We start from the raw sequence: 14,065 nt of genomic DNA, 5'->3' as shown, positions 1-14,065 counted from the left end.
TTCATGACGGCCGGTCCAGGTGCGTTCGGGCCGCCATCATGGGGCGATGCGGGTGGTCATCGCCGACACAGAGATTCAGTTCGTCGACTATCCTTTCGCGGGCGCATCGGTGTATCCCGATGGCGTGCTAGCGGTTTCGGAGATCGCCGACGCCGATCCGCGCGCTTTTCCGCCGGAACTTCGCACGGTTTCGGGGGAGACGCTGTTCGTGCTCGCGTCCGATGCGCCGGCCCTCGCCGAGTTCTGTCGGCGCACCGAGATTGCCGTGCGTCGTCGTGGCGATATCTGGGCTGATCTGCTGGAGCCGTTCCTCGACACGTCGTTCGACGACGAGGATCAGCGCGCTACCGAGGCGCGCCTGCATCGGGCGGGGATCGCGTCGCCGGAGGTCGCCGACATCCGGGGGCGCGTCGAGCGGGCCATGATGTCGTACAACTTCGACAGCATGTTGTGGGAGTGGGTGCATCTGGGCCTGTACGACCTGTTGTCCGCGGCCAACGGCGTCCTGGTTCGGCCCGCAGCACGTGCGACGCTCGGAGATCCCGAACAGCTGTACCGCTGGGCGATGCGGATTGCCGCGCGCACCGGTCCCGATCACGACGCGAGCGCTGCCGGATCGGGTTGAGCCGTCGCGGCGACATATCCGGCGACCGGGCTCAACTGCAAGACGGCAGGCATCCGGCGGGTGAGTGCGGGTGGGCCGGTGAACCTGATCCGTCCGGTGTGCTGCGCGTGGGCGAGCGGCATGCGTCCCAACCACACCTCGTACAGGCCCGCGACGTCGGCGTTGATGGTGACGTCGACGGGATAGCCGGGGTCTGTTTCGCACACCGAGGCGACGGCGGCTTCGACCACGATCCAGAAACGGCGGATGTCGTCGGTGAACCGGACGTGCAGCACCTGGCGCCGTCCGGGCAGCATGGAGGTGTCGAGCCTGGTGTGCATCCACCACACCAGCAGCGCCGCGTCGAGCTCTTCGTCCTGTGGTGCGCCGAAGGTCCAGCGCGCACCCCATTCGCCGAGGCCGAACAGGATCGGCTCGAGTTGGCTGCCCGCTTCGGTGAGCAGGTGTTCGGTGCCGATCTTCTCGATCAGTCCGGCGCGTTCGAACTGGCGCAGGCGTTTGGCGAGCAGGCTGCGGGAGAGGCCGGGTAGGCCGCGAGCGAGGTCGTTGAAGCGGGTGGTGCCGACGAACAGGTCGCGCAGGATGAGCAACGACCAACGTTCGCCGAGCACGTCGAGCGCGCGCGAGATCGGGCAGTACTGGCCGTAGCCTGCTGTCGTGGTTGTCATGGTCACCTCACCGACGGGGTCCATTTTCAGGACCGGGAGAGTCCACTTTCTGGACTATCTGGTTATCGCGGCGCTTCCTACCTTCGAAACATGACTTCCACAATTTCTGACACCACGTCCAGCACCGACCGGGTCGCACTGGCCCGCGAGATCGGTGAAACCTTGCGTCTCGAGGTCCCCGAACGGGACCGCACCGGCGAGATCTCTGTCGCCGCGTTCGACCGGTTGCGGTCGAGCGGTCTGTCGGCGGCGCTCGTGCCGGTCGAGTTCGGCGGCGGGGGCGCCTCCCATCGGGAGATGGGGCAGATCCTGCGCGAACTCGGCAGCCACGATCCGTCGACAGCTGTCGCGTTCGCGATGCATTCGCACCTGGTGGCCGCGCAGGTGTGGCGGCACAACCATGGGGTGGACGCTTCGGCGGTGTTCGCGAAGGTGGCGGGCGGGGCGATCCTGGTCAGCACCGGGGCCTCGGATTGGGTCGAATCCAACGGGCAGGCTGTGCGCGTCGACGGTGGGTATCGGGTGAGTGCGCGCAAGGCGCCCGCGAGTGGGTGTGAGGTGGGGGACGTGCTCGTCACCAGCGTTCGCTTCGACGACGAGGTGCTGCATTTCGCGGTCCCGTTGTCGGCCGCGGGGGTGAGCATCGACAAGACCTGGGATTCGTTCGGTCTGCGTGCGAGTGGCTCACACACGGTCGTCCTCGACGACGTCTTCGTGCCCGACGCCGCCATCTCGATGACCCGCCCCGCCGGTCCGTGGCCGCCGGTGCTGAATGTGGTGATCGGCGCGGCCCTTCCGCTCGTACTGGCCGCCTATCTCGGTGTCGCGGACGCGGCGGTCGACCTCACCGCGCACCTGCTGGCGGGCCGTTCCGACGCCCACACGATCCAGTCGGCAGGCGAAATGCTCAACGCCTACACCACCGCCGAGGACCTCATCACCGCCATGTTCACCGACTCCGAGAACCTGAACTTCCCCAATACCGACACCTACGCCGCCCGCACCCTCAGCCGCAAGACCGTCGCGTCCGACGCTCTCATCACCACCGTTCGACTGGCAATCGAAACCACCGGTGGCGCAGGGTATTCCCGCGCCTGCGACCTCGAACGCCTCTACCGCGACATCCACGGCTGCCAATTCCACCCCCTGCCCCGTGCCAAACAGACCCGCTTCAGCGGGCGAGTTCTGTTGGGGCACAACCCTCTCGGCTGAGGTGACGGGGTCATCCGTGGTGGATGGCCCCTCGGCTACCCGTACAGGTGGTCCGAGACGGTCGGGTCGTTGTCCAGCACATAGTCGACGACACTCCAGAACTCGGGCAGGCGAGGGTGGACCAAACCGTCCGCGCGGGAGAGCACCACGCCGTGGACATCGTCGGCGGATCCGTCCAGGCATGCCTGGACCAGGGTTGCCGCAGGGTTCGGATTGTTCTGCACCGGCCCGACCCGGCAACCGAAAGTCACGTGATCGTCGGCGGTGTCGGAATCCCAGGTGCCCAGAATGACGTCGATCCAGGTGTCATGGGCCTGACCCGTGTGGTGGTAGCTGTTGGCGAAGTACGCCGCGTAAGCAATCCCGTCGCGGGTGATCATGTTCCAGGTGCGCTCGATCGGCTTGTGACAGCAGGGGCATTCGTACCGCGCGAACTGGCGCTCGTCCAGATCGGCCGCGAGTTCGGTGGTTTCCATGTCAGGCAGCCGCCGGGGTCGGTCGGTTCGCGAGGTGCGAGATGGCTCGCTCGCGACGGGTTTCATCGGGCACGCACACGTTTTCGGCGGCGAATTCCGCCGCCCGAGACCGCAGAAGATCTTGATTCACCGCCATATGATCCGCTACGGCGACGAATTTCGCATAGTCGACAGCATGTCGACATGATTCAATCACCGGGTGTTGATGTTCGCGCAACTGTGGTGGCCGCTGATCTAGCGGCTGACCGAGTTGTGCTCGGCCGCCCCCAGGGTGGCCGAATCTGTCGTGAAGACAGCTGTTCCGGCCCCGTGGGCGGTCCCGGAAACAGGAGGACGACCATGTGCGACATAGCCTATTTCGACAACGGCGTCGAACGCGTGGCCGCCACCGCGGTCGCCGAAGCAGGCCGCGGTAACGAATACGTCCGCGAGCACGCCGACGCCTACCGCTGGACATTCTTTGCCGACCCCGACGAACACCGCCGCGCCCGCCGCGAGTCGGCCCACCATTTCGCCACCCACACCCGCACGTCCCCCGAGCGCTACATCCCGGCCCGTCTCCCCACACTCCCGTTCGCCGACAACACCTTCGACCTCGCCCTGAGCTCACACCTGCTCTTCAGCTACGCCGACGACTTGGACTACACCTTCCATCACCAGGCGATCATCGAACTGGCACGGGTCGCCACGACCGAAGTCCGACTTTTTCCCTTGACGCCCATCGGTTCGTCGGCCCGGTACCCGCAGCTCGATCAGTTGCTCGCGGATCTGTCGCACTCTGGTATCCGAGGCCGAATCGTGGAGGTCGAATACGAGTTCCAGGCGGGTGCGCACGAGATGCTGGTCTGCGAGATGACGACTTAGGTGGCGCAGTGTCGCCCGAGCGTGTCGATCTCGATGCCTGGTCGAGCGATTCAGTGTGACGACTCGTCGGTGGCGCCCGTTCTCCGGTTGTGGTGCTCCAACAGTTTCGACAGCAACTCCGTCAGGTGTTCTCGGTCCGGGGGAGATAGCGGTTCCAGGAGTTCTTCTTGGCTTTGGGCGAGTTGTTTTTCCAGGCGACGCAGTTGGCGTTTGCCCGGGGTGGTGAGGGAGATGACGTTGCGGCGGCGGTCGGTGGGGTCGGGGGTGCGTTCGACGAGGTTGTGGTCGGCGAGTTCGTTGATGGTGGCGACCATGTCGCTGACGTGGATGCCGCTGCGGCGGCCCAGGGTGGCTTGGCTGGCGGGGCCGAATTCGTCGAGGCTGGCCAGGAGGCGGTAGTGGTAGCCGCGGGCGTCGGCGGCGGCGAAACCTTCGGTGACCAGGCGGTGGGCGTGGTTGGCGGTTTGGGTGAGTAGCCAGGTGGGCAGGTTTGCCCACCTGGCGGGGGTCGGCTCGGGTGGGTGTTCCATGTGACAACTCTAACAAATCGTTTGTTTGACCAACGATCGCGATATCGTTGGTCACACAAACGTTAGTCGCCCGAACGTTGGGCCGACAAAGGAGTCGAGACCATGATCGAACCGTTCCGCGTCGACATCCCGCAGGCTGATATCGACGACCTCAACAACCGACTCGCCCGCACCCGCTGGCCCAACGAAATCGCCGACGCCGGCTGGGACTACGGCTTCCCCCTGGCGCGGTTGAAGGAACTCGCCGAATACTGGCGCACGGGCTACGACTGGCGAGCGCACGAGGCGGAGCTCAACGAACTCGCGCACTTCACCACTGAAATCGACGGCCAGAACATCCATTTCGTCCACGTCCGCTGCCCGAAGCCGGACGCGCTCGCGCTGATCCTCACCCACGGCTGGCCCGGCTCGTTCCTCGAATTCCTCGACGTAGTCGAACCACTCTCACGCGACTTCCACCTGGTGATCCCGTCCATCCCGGGCTACGGATTCTCAGGTCCGACCCATGAACGCGGCTGGGATATCGTCCGCGTCGCGCGCGCCTGGGCCGAGTTGATGCGTCGGCTCGGCTACGAGCGCTACGGCGCGCAGGGTGGCGACTTCGGCTCGGGAATCTCCCAGTCGCTGGGTGCTCTGGCGCCCGAGAACGTTGTCGGCGTCCACGTCAATTACCTGCCGACCCGGCCGAACCCGGAGGTCGAGCTCTCCGACGCCGACGAAGCGCGACTCGACAAGGTCAAACAGCTCATGGCGAATCGCCCGCCCTTCCAAGCACTGCAAGCCGCCACCCCGCAGACCATCGGTTACGCGCTCACCGACTCACCCGTCGGCCAACTCGCCTGGATCGCCGAACGCTTCGCACAGTGGACCGACCCGCGCTCGCCGATCAGCGACGACCGGATGCTCACCGACATCTCCCTGTACTGGCTCACCGCCACCGCGGCGTCTTCGGCACGACTTCATCGGGAGTCTTCGCGGGGGAGCGAGCCGTGTCCGGTGCCCCTGGGTGTCGCGGTGTTCGCCCACGACATCACCCAATCGGTGCGCCCGCTGGCCGAGCAGCTCTACGACATCAGGCACTGGTCGGAATTCGACCGCGGCGGTCACTTCGCCGCGATGGAGGTGCCGGACCTGCTCGCCGCAGACATTCGGGAGTTCTTCCTGCACACCATCAAGTGAGTTCGAGTCGTCTCCGTCGCGACTTGCTCGGCATCGGGCCGGAAACACGATCGCACGCCGTGGCGCAGGCTCATCGCTTCGATGGCGATGAAGACGAGAAAGAACGGAACTGCGTAGAGCGCAGTCGAGCGTCTGTCGGCTGGCGATCGGTGCGGAAAGTTGACAGGAGGTGTCAGGTTATCGGTCGAGGATGGGATTCGGCGGTTGGTACACCACTGAGAGATAAGGGACCTCCTTGCGTGAAACTTCAGAAGATCTCGCAGAACTTCAGGCGCTTCTCGTCGCCTCGCTGTCCAGCGCTACCTCACACCTTCGCTCGATCATCGATGGTGAGAACACGCTGACCGCAGAGCAGCTCGCCCAGACCCTCACGGGCATGTGCACGCTCGCTCTGTCCACGGTGACGGCGAAGGGCGAACCGCGGATCAGCGCCGTGGACGGACATTTCCTGCACGGGCGGTGGCACTTCGGTACGGCGCGCAACGCTGCGAAGGCGCGCCACCTCGCAGCACGACCGGCCGCCAGCGTCGCGCATCTGCGCGGTGAGAACTTGGGCGTGTTCACGCACGGCACGGTTGAGGTCCTCAACCCGCTGGGTGGCGAGCCTTGCGCGGACTGGCCAGAACTGCTCGCGTACTTCCAGGACTTCTACGGCGACGACGCCTTCGACTGGGACAACGAGGTGGTCTATTACCGGCTGCGCCCGCACTGGATGACCGTCTACGCACCCGACATCACCAGGCTCGCTACCTGACCATCGGGGCATTTGTAGCTCCGCCGGAAACTCAGGGTTGCGCTATACGTATACATCTACTTATAGTGAGAGCACGCAGTGTACGTATACATCTACGTATAGCCGTCGCAACCTAGGAGTGCAGATGCCTACTTTCCAGACGCCGCAGCCGATCGTCGTCACCGTTGATGTGGCCTGCGGTGATGTCACCGTGGTCGCCGCCGACCGGGCCGACGCTGTTGTCGAGGTTCGACCGGCCGACTCGTCCAGCAAAGCGGATGTGCGTGCAGCCGAACAGATTCAGGTCGAATTCGCCGGTGGCAAGCTGACGGTCGAGTCGCCGAAGAAGTGGAAGGCCTTCACACCGTTCGGCGGCAACCCCGTGGTCTCGGTGACTGTCGAGGTGCCGATCGGTTCCGTGCTCGACGCGACCATTGCCATGGGTCGACTGGTGAGTGTCGGCGAATTCGACCAGTGCGACCTCGAGGTATCCGCCGGCGACATCGTGGTCGAGCGCCCGGGCGGTTCGGTGACCGCGAAGACCGCCAAGGGCAACATCCGCGTCGACGAGGCTGCGCGCGGGGTGCTCCGACTGGAGACCTCGATGGGCGATCTCGAGGTGGGGATCCGGCCGGGCAGTGCGGCGCGGCTGGAGGCCAACGCGCTGTGCGGCAGCGTGCAGAACCGGATGGAACCCGTGGACCCTTCGCAGGGGAGCGGAGATTCTGTGCAGGTATTCGCTCGCAACCTCTACGGGAACGTCACCGTCGGGCACGGAACTCTCGTGTAGTGCAGGCCAAAAAGGTTGCGCCCGAGGCTATTCGCGCGTGACGTTCACTGTCCTCGGCAGTGATCGTCTGGCCGACCGGCAGCACATGATGGGCCACCAGCGCTCCGGAACACCGCGACAGCCGCCGACCATCCCCTGGTCGGCGGCTGTTTTGTCGTCGGCGCGGGCGCTTGTGTCATCGATTGAACGCGCCGGCGTCGGCGGCGAGCGCGGCGCTGGTGGCCGCGCGGCCGGGCAGGCGGGGGTCGGGCTGAGTGCGCAGGAGAACCAACTGGTGGTAGACCGGTGCGGTCGCGGCGATCAGTAGGGCGTGTGCGTCGACATCGGGTGGAAGCTCGCCGCGCTGGATCGCGCGCTCGACGATGATCTCCGACTGCGCGTACCGGTCATCCCATAACCGTCGCAGAGCTCCGGCGGCTTCCTCGGATCGGAACGACGCGGCGATCAGCGCGACCGCGAGCGACGGCTCCTCGATCAAGGAATCCTGGATCTCGTGGTTGAGCGCCGCGAGATCGCCGCGCAGCGAGCCGGTGTCGCGAGGGCTCCATTGTTGGTCACTCGCCGCATCGAAGAGGTCGGCGAGCAGACCGCCGACGTCTTGCCAGCGGCGATACACCGTGGCTCGGTGCACGCCCGCGCGGGCTGCGACGGCGTCGATGCTGAGCGCGTCGTAGCCGTGTTCGGCCAACTCCGCGGTGACGGCGTCGAGCACCTGGGTTCGGATGCGGGCGGTTCTGCCACCCGGGCGGGGTCGGGCCGGGGGAGCGGGCTCGGAGGCCTCCGGTTCGGATCTCATTGTCGGCAATCCGATCGCTTGACGAGGTAGGGCTGTCGACGTAGCTTAGTGCGACAGTTGTCGTATTAGGAAACGGTGGGCGTGCGACCTCCACCGGCGCCCGGTAGCGCACCCGCCGAAGGAGTTTCGCTGTGCCCCACGAATCCACGCCTGTTCCCGCAGACCCGACCGTGCTGCACCCGATGCCAGAGCAACCGCGAGTCGTGCTGCTGAAGCCGCTGATCACCTCGCCGCTCATCGAGGTCGGCGAGTACTCCTACTACGACGACCCCGATGAGCCGACCTCGTTCGAAACTCGCAACGTCCTCTACCACTACGGGCCGGAGAAACTGATCATCGGGAAGTTCTGCGCGCTGGGCACCGGAACGCGGTTCATCATGAACGGGGCCAACCACCGGATGGACGGCCCGTCGACCTTTCCCTTTCCCATCATGGGCGGCTCCTGGTCGAACCACTTCGACCTGCTCACCGGACTGGCCGACCGAGGTGACACCGTCGTCGGCAACGATGTCTGGTTCGGCAACGGCGTGACGGTGATGCCCGGCGTGCGAATCGGGCACGGCGCGATCATCAGCACCGGCTCCCTCGTGGCCCACGATGTCCCCGACTACGGCATCGTCGGCGGAAATCCGGCCCGCCTCATCAAAACCCGTTACAGCGACGGCGAAATCGCCCGACTGCTGGCAGTGGCGTGGTGGGACTGGCCCGCCGAGCACATCACCGCACACGTGCCGACGATCATGTCGGGCAGCATCGACGACCTGGAAGCCGCCGCCGAATCCTTGAAATGAGTGAAATACCTTCTCGCCCAGCCCATATCGCGATGGTCGGCATCCCTATCGTCAGTCATGTCCTGCCGAGCCTCGCGATCATCCGTGAGCTGGTGGCTCGTGGCCATCGCGTCACCTACGCCAACGACCCGGCCGTCGCGGACCCGATCACCGCAGCCGGTGCCGAGCTGATCCCGTGCACCTCGACGCTGCCGGTGGCCGACAACAACTGGCCCGACGACCCTGTCGCAGCGATGAACCTGTTCCTCGACACTGCCCTGCTGGCCCTCCCGCAACTGCAAGCGGCCTACGACCACGACCCCGCGGACCTCTGTCTGTCCTGAACGATCTGATCGGCGATCCCGAGGTCGCCCGCCGCTCAGCGCAATTGCGCGCTGAAGCAAAGGCCGAAGGCGAGACTATCCGTGCCGCCGATCTCATCGAAGACATGCTGGTCTGAACAGTATCTTCATCGCCGGCTGAGACATCTGTCCCTGTTGTTCAAACAGATGTTTTATGGCTCCCGTGACCTGCGGTTAGCGTCGAATTCATGGATTGGAATTTCGCGTCGGCCGAAGAACTCGTGACCGCTTTGCGTGCCGGTGAGGTGACATCGGTGGAACTGACCGAAGGGGCGATCGCCCGGATCGAGCGTGACGACGAGACGATCAACGCGATCTGTGTGCGGGACTTCGATCGTGCTCGGGTCGCCGCGCGTCGTGCCGATCAGGCGCGTGCAGGTGGTGAGGATCGGCCGCTGCTCGGTGTTCCGGTGACAGTCAAGGAGTCCTACAACATGGCTGGGCTGCCCACGACCTGGGGCGTGCCGCAGAACAAGGACTATGTGCCAACCGAGGACGCGATACAGGTGTCGCGTCTGGCAGCCGCCGGGGCGGTGATGCTCGGTAAGACCAATGTGCCGTTGGGGCTGCGAGATGTGCAGAGCTTCAACGAGATCTACGGCACCACCAACAACCCGTGGGATCACCGCCGGACGCCGGGTGGATCTTCCGGCGGATCATCGGCGGCACTGGCGTCGGGATTCGGTGCGCTGTCCATCGGCTCCGACATCGGCGGTTCGCTGCGCACCCCCGCGCACTTCTGCGGTATCTACGCGCACAAGCCGACCCTCGGGCTGGCAGCGAATCGCGGAATGGTCGCGCCGCCCGCGCAGGCTTTGCCGGTCGACCTCGACCTCGCCGTTGTCGGTCCGATGGCGCGCACCGCCCGCGACCTCACACTGCTCCTCGATGTCATGGCCGGCCCGGACCCACTGACGCTCGGTAAGGCCTACGAGTTGGCACTTCCGCCTTCGCGCCATGAGCGGCTCAACGATTTCCGGGTTCTTGTCCTCGACGAACATCCACTCATCGGGACCGGGATCGCGGTACGGGCAGGGGTGAATCGGGCAGCCGACGCACTCGCCGACGGCGGTGCCCGCGTCGAACGGCACAGCGCGCTGCTGCCCGATCTGGCCGAGGCCGCGACGATCTATATGCAGTTGCTGTTCTCGGGCTCGGCCGCAGGGCTTCCCGTCGAAGCGTACGAACAACTTCGGACCCAGGCCGCCGAACTGAGCACCCACGATCAGAGTCTCGGTGCGACGCGGTTGCGCGGCATGGCCTTCACCCACCGCGACTGGGTCGAGGCGAACAACCGCCGCGAACTCCACCGCCACGGCTGGCGTCGACTCTTCGCCGAGTTCGACGCCGTGGTGTGCCCGATCACCCCGACTCCCGCATTCCCACACGACCACGATCCCGATCTGCTGGGACGCCGAATCGACATCGACGGCGTCGAATACCCCTACCTCGACCAGCTCGCCTGGGCCGGTCTGGCCACCATGCCCGGCCTACCGGCCACCGCCATCCCTACCGGCCTGTCACCCGAGGGGCTGCCGGTGGGAGTGCAGCTCGTCGGTCCGATGTTCGAAGACCGCACCCCGCTGCGGCTAGCCGAATTGCTGGAGCAGAAGATCGGCGGCTTCCGAGCACCCCTTCGTGAGTAGGTTCGTGAGCATGGACAACGAGGGACCCAGTCGGACAGCGCTCACGACGGCCTACGCTCGCGCCTACCATCAAATCGCTGACAGGCCACTGATCCTCACCGACCCGATCGCGGCGCGTCTGCTCGGCGTCACCGCGGACGAACTGTCCGAATGGGCCGAGCCGACAGATGATCGTCGCGGTGTCGAGGTAGGAGATCGGGCGCGACGGCTGTTCTTCGCTGCTCGCGCCCGCTTCGCGGAGGACCGCGTAGCGGCGGCAGTCGCTGCCGGGGTAGGACAGCTCGTGGTGCTCGGCGCGGGCCTCGACACCTTCGCCTACCGCAACCCGCACCCGGAGCTGCGTGTGTTCGAAGTCGACCATCCTGCTACCCAAGCCTGGAAGCGCCAACGTCTCGTCGCGGCCGACATCGATCGCCCCGACACGTTGACCTTCGTACCGGTCGACTTCGAAACCCAGGTGCTGGCAACGGAACTGGAGTCAGCCGGTTTCATCCGGTCGGAGCCGGCCGTGTTCGTGTGGCTCGGTGTGGTGTTCTATCTGACCTCGGGAGCCGCTCAGTCGACCCTCGAATACATCGCTGGTCAGGCCGAGCCGGTCGAGGTGATCTTCGACTACCTGCAACCGGCAGGTACCGACGAGGATCGCGCGCACCTGAAGGCGCGCGCGGATCGCCTGGCCGCTGTAGGCGAGCCCTTGTTCAGCTACTTCACACCCGACGACATCGCCGCACAGTTGCACGCTCTCGGCTTCACCGACGTCGAAGACCACCCCGCCACAGACCTCATCGACAGCTACCTGGACGGATACGCGCAATTCGGTGGCGAACCGGTCCGGGTTCTGCGCGCAAGCCGCATACTGCGGGCAATGAAGCGGTCATAGACTTCGAGAGGTGAACCGAAAGATGATCGCGGCGGCTGCCCCGATGGTCGCCGCGGTGATCGCCGCCGTGGTCGGCCAGCCGAACCAGCCGACCGATGCCGCGCCGAAAGCAGTGCCGAGGCTTCCGCCGACGAAATACACCAGCATGTAGGCACTGTTGAAGCGGGCGGGGGCCGTGGGGTCGATCGCGAGAACGGTGCTCTGATTCGCTACCTGCGCGGCGAAGAGACCGGCATCGAAGAGGGCCAGGCAGACCAGCGTCACGAAGAGGTCGGTGAGCGCGAACCCGGCGACGACCAACGACGCTGCCGCTATCGACAGACCGATCATGATCACGCGCCGGGCGCCCACTCGGTCTGTCCACGCGCCGGCCACCTGCGTCGCCAGAATCCCCGAAAGACCGGCCAATGCGTACAGGCCGATCCGTTCCGACGAGTACGAGAAGGGTGGCTGCGACAGCGCAACGGCCAGACCCGCCCACGTCGCGCAGAACGCGAAGAACCACAATGCGCCCGCGATGGCCGCGATCCGCAGCATGGCGTGGCGCACGAGCAGGCCGGGAAGCGAACGCAGAGTCGCGAGGTAGCCCCGCTGCCCTGCGCCCCGACCAGCGGGCAACATCACCAGGCAACATCCGGCGATGAGCGCGCAAGCGGCGGCAAACGTCAGAAGCGTTCCACGCCAGCCGATCTCGTCGGCAAGCCAACCACCGAAGATCCGGCCCGCCAGGATCCCCACCGAAATTCCGGCGGTCACGACACCGAGTGTTTTCGCGCGTCGACGCGGGGGAGCGAGCCTGCCCGCGACCGAGCTGAGGCTCGCTCCCACCGTCGAACAGGCTCCGATCACCGCAGTCATCAGCGCCAACTGCCACCTACCACCGACTGCGGCACTGAGCGCCAGGGCAACCGCCAGCACTGCGAATTGAGTCCCGATCACCCGCCCGGGTGCGAACCGATCGACCAGTGGCACAAGCAGACCCAGACCTGCCATGTACCCGATCGGTCCACACGCGAGGGCGAGTCCGACCACCGTGATCTGTAAACCCAAGGAATCGGCCACGTCCCCGATCGCGGGCTGCAGGGGGTAGATGGTGGAGGTCCCGAGCGCGGCCGCGAGCGCCATGAGCAGCACGACCGAACCCCGCAATCGGGTGTCGGCGGGGATCTCGACGGCAGGATCTGTAGTCATATCGACCGACGGTAGAAAGTGCGAGTACCCGACGCTGGCGGGAAATCGACACAGCCGTGTGCCCGCCGATCAGGTCCAGACGTATCGCTGCAGGCCTATGCGTTGCCAGCCGCGATGCATTTTGGCGGAGGCCGCCCGGCGGTATTGGGTCCAGGTGGCGTAGCGGTCAGCGGAGGCGGCCAGGTGAGCGCCGTCCGATGTTTCGCCGAGTTGCCAGGCCTGCAGTGAGCGGCGAATCTGTGCCAGCTCCGCCGGATCGGCTCCGATGCCGTTCGTCTGCCACGGAATCGGTCGCTGCCTAGCCGCATTCTGCTGGAAATAGTCCAGCCACTCCTCGGTGGAGCGCACTCGACGCTCACCCACCCGCGAGCCTGTCGCCGACGGACTGTTTCGTTCCCCCGCGATTTCCCCTCCGTGCAGCTCCACTCGTACCCGAAAGGCGACGTCGCCGCCAGCGCCTGCTGATCATTTGCCGCGCAGGGCAATACTGTTGCGTGGGCATTCGCCGAAATCTTTGATGATGAGAGGACGAAGTCATGACGAGCAGGCTCCGATCGAACATGGCGGTCGCGGTCGCGGTCGGCCTGGGTGCGGGCGCGCTCAGCGCCACAGCACCCGCTCTGGCCGCTGACACCCCCACCGTGGTGTTGGTGCACGGCGCGTTCGCCGACACGACCAGCTGGGACGGTGTCGCCGAGGCCCTGCGCGCGGACGGTTACCGCGTGGTGGTCCCGGACAATCCGCTGCGCGGTCCCGCCAACGATGCCGCCGCGATCGAACGCACCCTCGCCACGATCGACGGGCCGATCGTGCTGGTCGGACATTCCTACGGTGGCGCGGTGATCACCAACGTCGACGACCCCGATGTGACCGCGCTGGTCTACATCGCCGCGTTCGCCCCGCAGCAGGGTGAGCCCGCCCAGTTGGCGCTGGATCCGATCCGCTTCCCCGGTAGTCAACTGCTGCCCCCGGTCCTGCAGCTCGCCGTCGTCGACGACAGCCAGGGCATCGCGGGCAAGAACCTCGACGGCTACGTCGACCCGGCGTCGTTCCACGAGGTGTTCGCGCAGGACGTCAGCGACGCGACCGCCGCCGACATGATCGCCCACCAACGCTCCATCGCCGTAGCGGCGAACATCGAACCCTCCGGACCGACCTCCTGGTCCCACACGCCCAGCTGGTACCTCGTCTCGGGCGCCGACCGGGTGATCCCACCGTCTTCCCAACGCTTCATGGCCGACCGCATCGGCGCCCGCACCACCGAGATCCCCGCCTCCCACGCCTCCCTGGTCGCGCAGCCCGCTGCTGTCGCCGCCGTCATCGAAGAGGCCGCCACGCACTGA

At 66.0% G+C, this 14,065-nt stretch carries 17 protein-coding genes; 11 read left to right on the top strand and 6 right to left on the bottom strand.

Going from position 1 to position 14,065, the window contains the following annotated elements; translation table 11 throughout:
• Nucleotides 1–46 precede the first annotated feature (46 nt).
• Nucleotides 47–625, top strand: a complete 579-nt coding sequence (locus IBJ82_RS24800) for a hypothetical protein (RefSeq protein WP_194828353.1) — start codon at nt 47–49, stop codon at nt 623–625.
• Here IBJ82_RS24800 and IBJ82_RS24795 read toward each other — a convergent pair.
• Nucleotides 595–1,293, bottom strand: a complete 699-nt coding sequence (locus IBJ82_RS24795) for a helix-turn-helix domain-containing protein (RefSeq protein ID WP_194828352.1) — start codon at nt 1,291–1,293, stop codon at nt 595–597. The genes IBJ82_RS24800 and IBJ82_RS24795 overlap by 31 nt on opposite strands.
• A gap of 90 nt (nt 1,294–1,383) precedes the next feature.
• Between IBJ82_RS24795 and IBJ82_RS24790 the strand changes: the two genes are divergently transcribed.
• A complete protein-coding gene (locus IBJ82_RS24790) occupies nt 1,384–2,505 on the top strand; it encodes an acyl-CoA dehydrogenase family protein (protein ID WP_194828351.1) in 1,122 nt (373 codons plus the stop codon).
• Between the two features lie 35 nt (nt 2,506–2,540).
• Here the strand turns inward: IBJ82_RS24790 and IBJ82_RS24785 are convergent, their stop codons facing one another.
• On the bottom strand, nt 2,541–2,981 hold the full coding sequence (locus IBJ82_RS24785; RefSeq protein WP_194828350.1) for a hypothetical protein: 441 nt from the start codon (nt 2,979–2,981) through the stop codon (nt 2,541–2,543).
• A 339-nt stretch (nt 2,982–3,320) separates the two neighbouring features.
• On the opposite strand from IBJ82_RS24785, the gene IBJ82_RS24780 reads away from it, so the two are divergent.
• Nucleotides 3,321–3,845, top strand: a complete 525-nt coding sequence (locus IBJ82_RS24780) for a methyltransferase domain-containing protein (RefSeq protein WP_194828349.1) — start codon at nt 3,321–3,323, stop codon at nt 3,843–3,845.
• Nucleotides 3,846–3,895: 50 nt separating this feature from the next.
• On the opposite strand, the gene IBJ82_RS24775 is transcribed toward IBJ82_RS24780, so the two are convergent.
• On the bottom strand, nt 3,896–4,375 hold the full coding sequence (locus IBJ82_RS24775; protein WP_194828348.1) for a MarR family winged helix-turn-helix transcriptional regulator: 480 nt from the start codon (nt 4,373–4,375) through the stop codon (nt 3,896–3,898).
• A gap of 102 nt (nt 4,376–4,477) precedes the next feature.
• Here IBJ82_RS24775 and IBJ82_RS24770 point away from each other — a divergent pair, with 102 nt between their 5' ends.
• The 3 genes from IBJ82_RS24770 to IBJ82_RS24760 all read left to right on the top strand — a co-directional run bounded on the left by IBJ82_RS24770 (nt 4,478) and on the right by IBJ82_RS24760 (nt 7,077).
• A complete protein-coding gene (locus tag IBJ82_RS24770) occupies nt 4,478–5,554 on the top strand; it encodes an epoxide hydrolase family protein (protein WP_194828347.1) in 1,077 nt (358 codons plus the stop codon).
• A gap of 235 nt (nt 5,555–5,789) precedes the next feature.
• Nucleotides 5,790–6,308: a pyridoxamine 5'-phosphate oxidase family protein gene (locus IBJ82_RS24765; RefSeq protein WP_194828346.1), complete on the top strand. Its 519-nt coding sequence runs from the start codon at nt 5,790–5,792 to the stop codon at nt 6,306–6,308.
• 124 nt (nt 6,309–6,432) lie between these two features.
• Entirely contained in the window at nt 6,433–7,077 is a 645-nt protein-coding gene (locus IBJ82_RS24760) for a DUF4097 family beta strand repeat-containing protein (protein ID WP_194828345.1), read from the top strand.
• A 175-nt stretch (nt 7,078–7,252) separates the two neighbouring features.
• On the opposite strand, the gene IBJ82_RS24755 is transcribed toward IBJ82_RS24760, so the two are convergent.
• Nucleotides 7,253–7,873 (bottom strand): TetR/AcrR family transcriptional regulator, encoded by a 621-nt coding sequence (locus IBJ82_RS24755; RefSeq protein WP_194828344.1) that lies wholly within the window; start codon nt 7,871–7,873, stop codon nt 7,253–7,255.
• Nucleotides 7,874–8,055: 182 nt separating this feature from the next.
• On the opposite strand from IBJ82_RS24755, the gene IBJ82_RS24750 reads away from it, so the two are divergent.
• From IBJ82_RS24750 to IBJ82_RS24735, 4 genes are all read left to right on the top strand, one after another.
• A complete protein-coding gene (locus IBJ82_RS24750; RefSeq protein WP_194828456.1) occupies nt 8,056–8,664 on the top strand; it encodes a CatB-related O-acetyltransferase in 609 nt (202 codons plus the stop codon).
• A gap of 32 nt (nt 8,665–8,696) precedes the next feature.
• Nucleotides 8,697–8,987 (top strand): hypothetical protein, encoded by a 291-nt coding sequence (locus IBJ82_RS24745; protein WP_228537579.1) that lies wholly within the window; start codon nt 8,697–8,699, stop codon nt 8,985–8,987.
• Nucleotides 8,988–9,193: 206 nt separating this feature from the next.
• Nucleotides 9,194–10,651, top strand: a complete 1,458-nt coding sequence (locus IBJ82_RS24740; RefSeq protein ID WP_194828343.1) for an amidase — start codon at nt 9,194–9,196, stop codon at nt 10,649–10,651.
• 10 nt (nt 10,652–10,661) lie between these two features.
• Nucleotides 10,662–11,531: a class I SAM-dependent methyltransferase gene (locus IBJ82_RS24735; RefSeq protein WP_194828342.1), complete on the top strand. Its 870-nt coding sequence runs from the start codon at nt 10,662–10,664 to the stop codon at nt 11,529–11,531.
• Here IBJ82_RS24735 and IBJ82_RS24730 read toward each other — a convergent pair.
• The gene (locus IBJ82_RS24730) at nt 11,526–12,722 is read right to left on the bottom strand and encodes an MFS transporter (RefSeq protein ID WP_228537578.1); all 1,197 of its coding nucleotides are present in this window, start codon (nt 12,720–12,722) and stop codon (nt 11,526–11,528) included. The genes IBJ82_RS24735 and IBJ82_RS24730 overlap by 6 nt on opposite strands.
• Nucleotides 12,723–12,791: 69 nt before the next feature.
• Nucleotides 12,792–13,085 carry a hypothetical protein gene (locus IBJ82_RS24725; protein WP_194828341.1) on the bottom strand — a complete coding sequence of 98 codons (294 nt, stop codon included), beginning with the start codon at nt 13,083–13,085 and terminating at the stop codon, nt 12,792–12,794.
• Nucleotides 13,086–13,258: 173 nt separating this feature from the next.
• On the opposite strand from IBJ82_RS24725, the gene IBJ82_RS24720 reads away from it, so the two are divergent.
• Nucleotides 13,259–14,065 (top strand): alpha/beta fold hydrolase, encoded by an 807-nt coding sequence (locus IBJ82_RS24720; RefSeq protein ID WP_370585457.1) that lies wholly within the window; start codon nt 13,259–13,261, stop codon nt 14,063–14,065.

The organism is Nocardia sp. XZ_19_231, assembly GCF_015355705.1.
GTDB lineage: Bacteria > Actinomycetota > Actinomycetes > Mycobacteriales > Mycobacteriaceae > Nocardia > Nocardia salmonicida.
The sequence above is the reverse complement of the archived record's forward strand: the minus strand, read 5'-3'. Positions and strand labels throughout refer to the sequence as shown.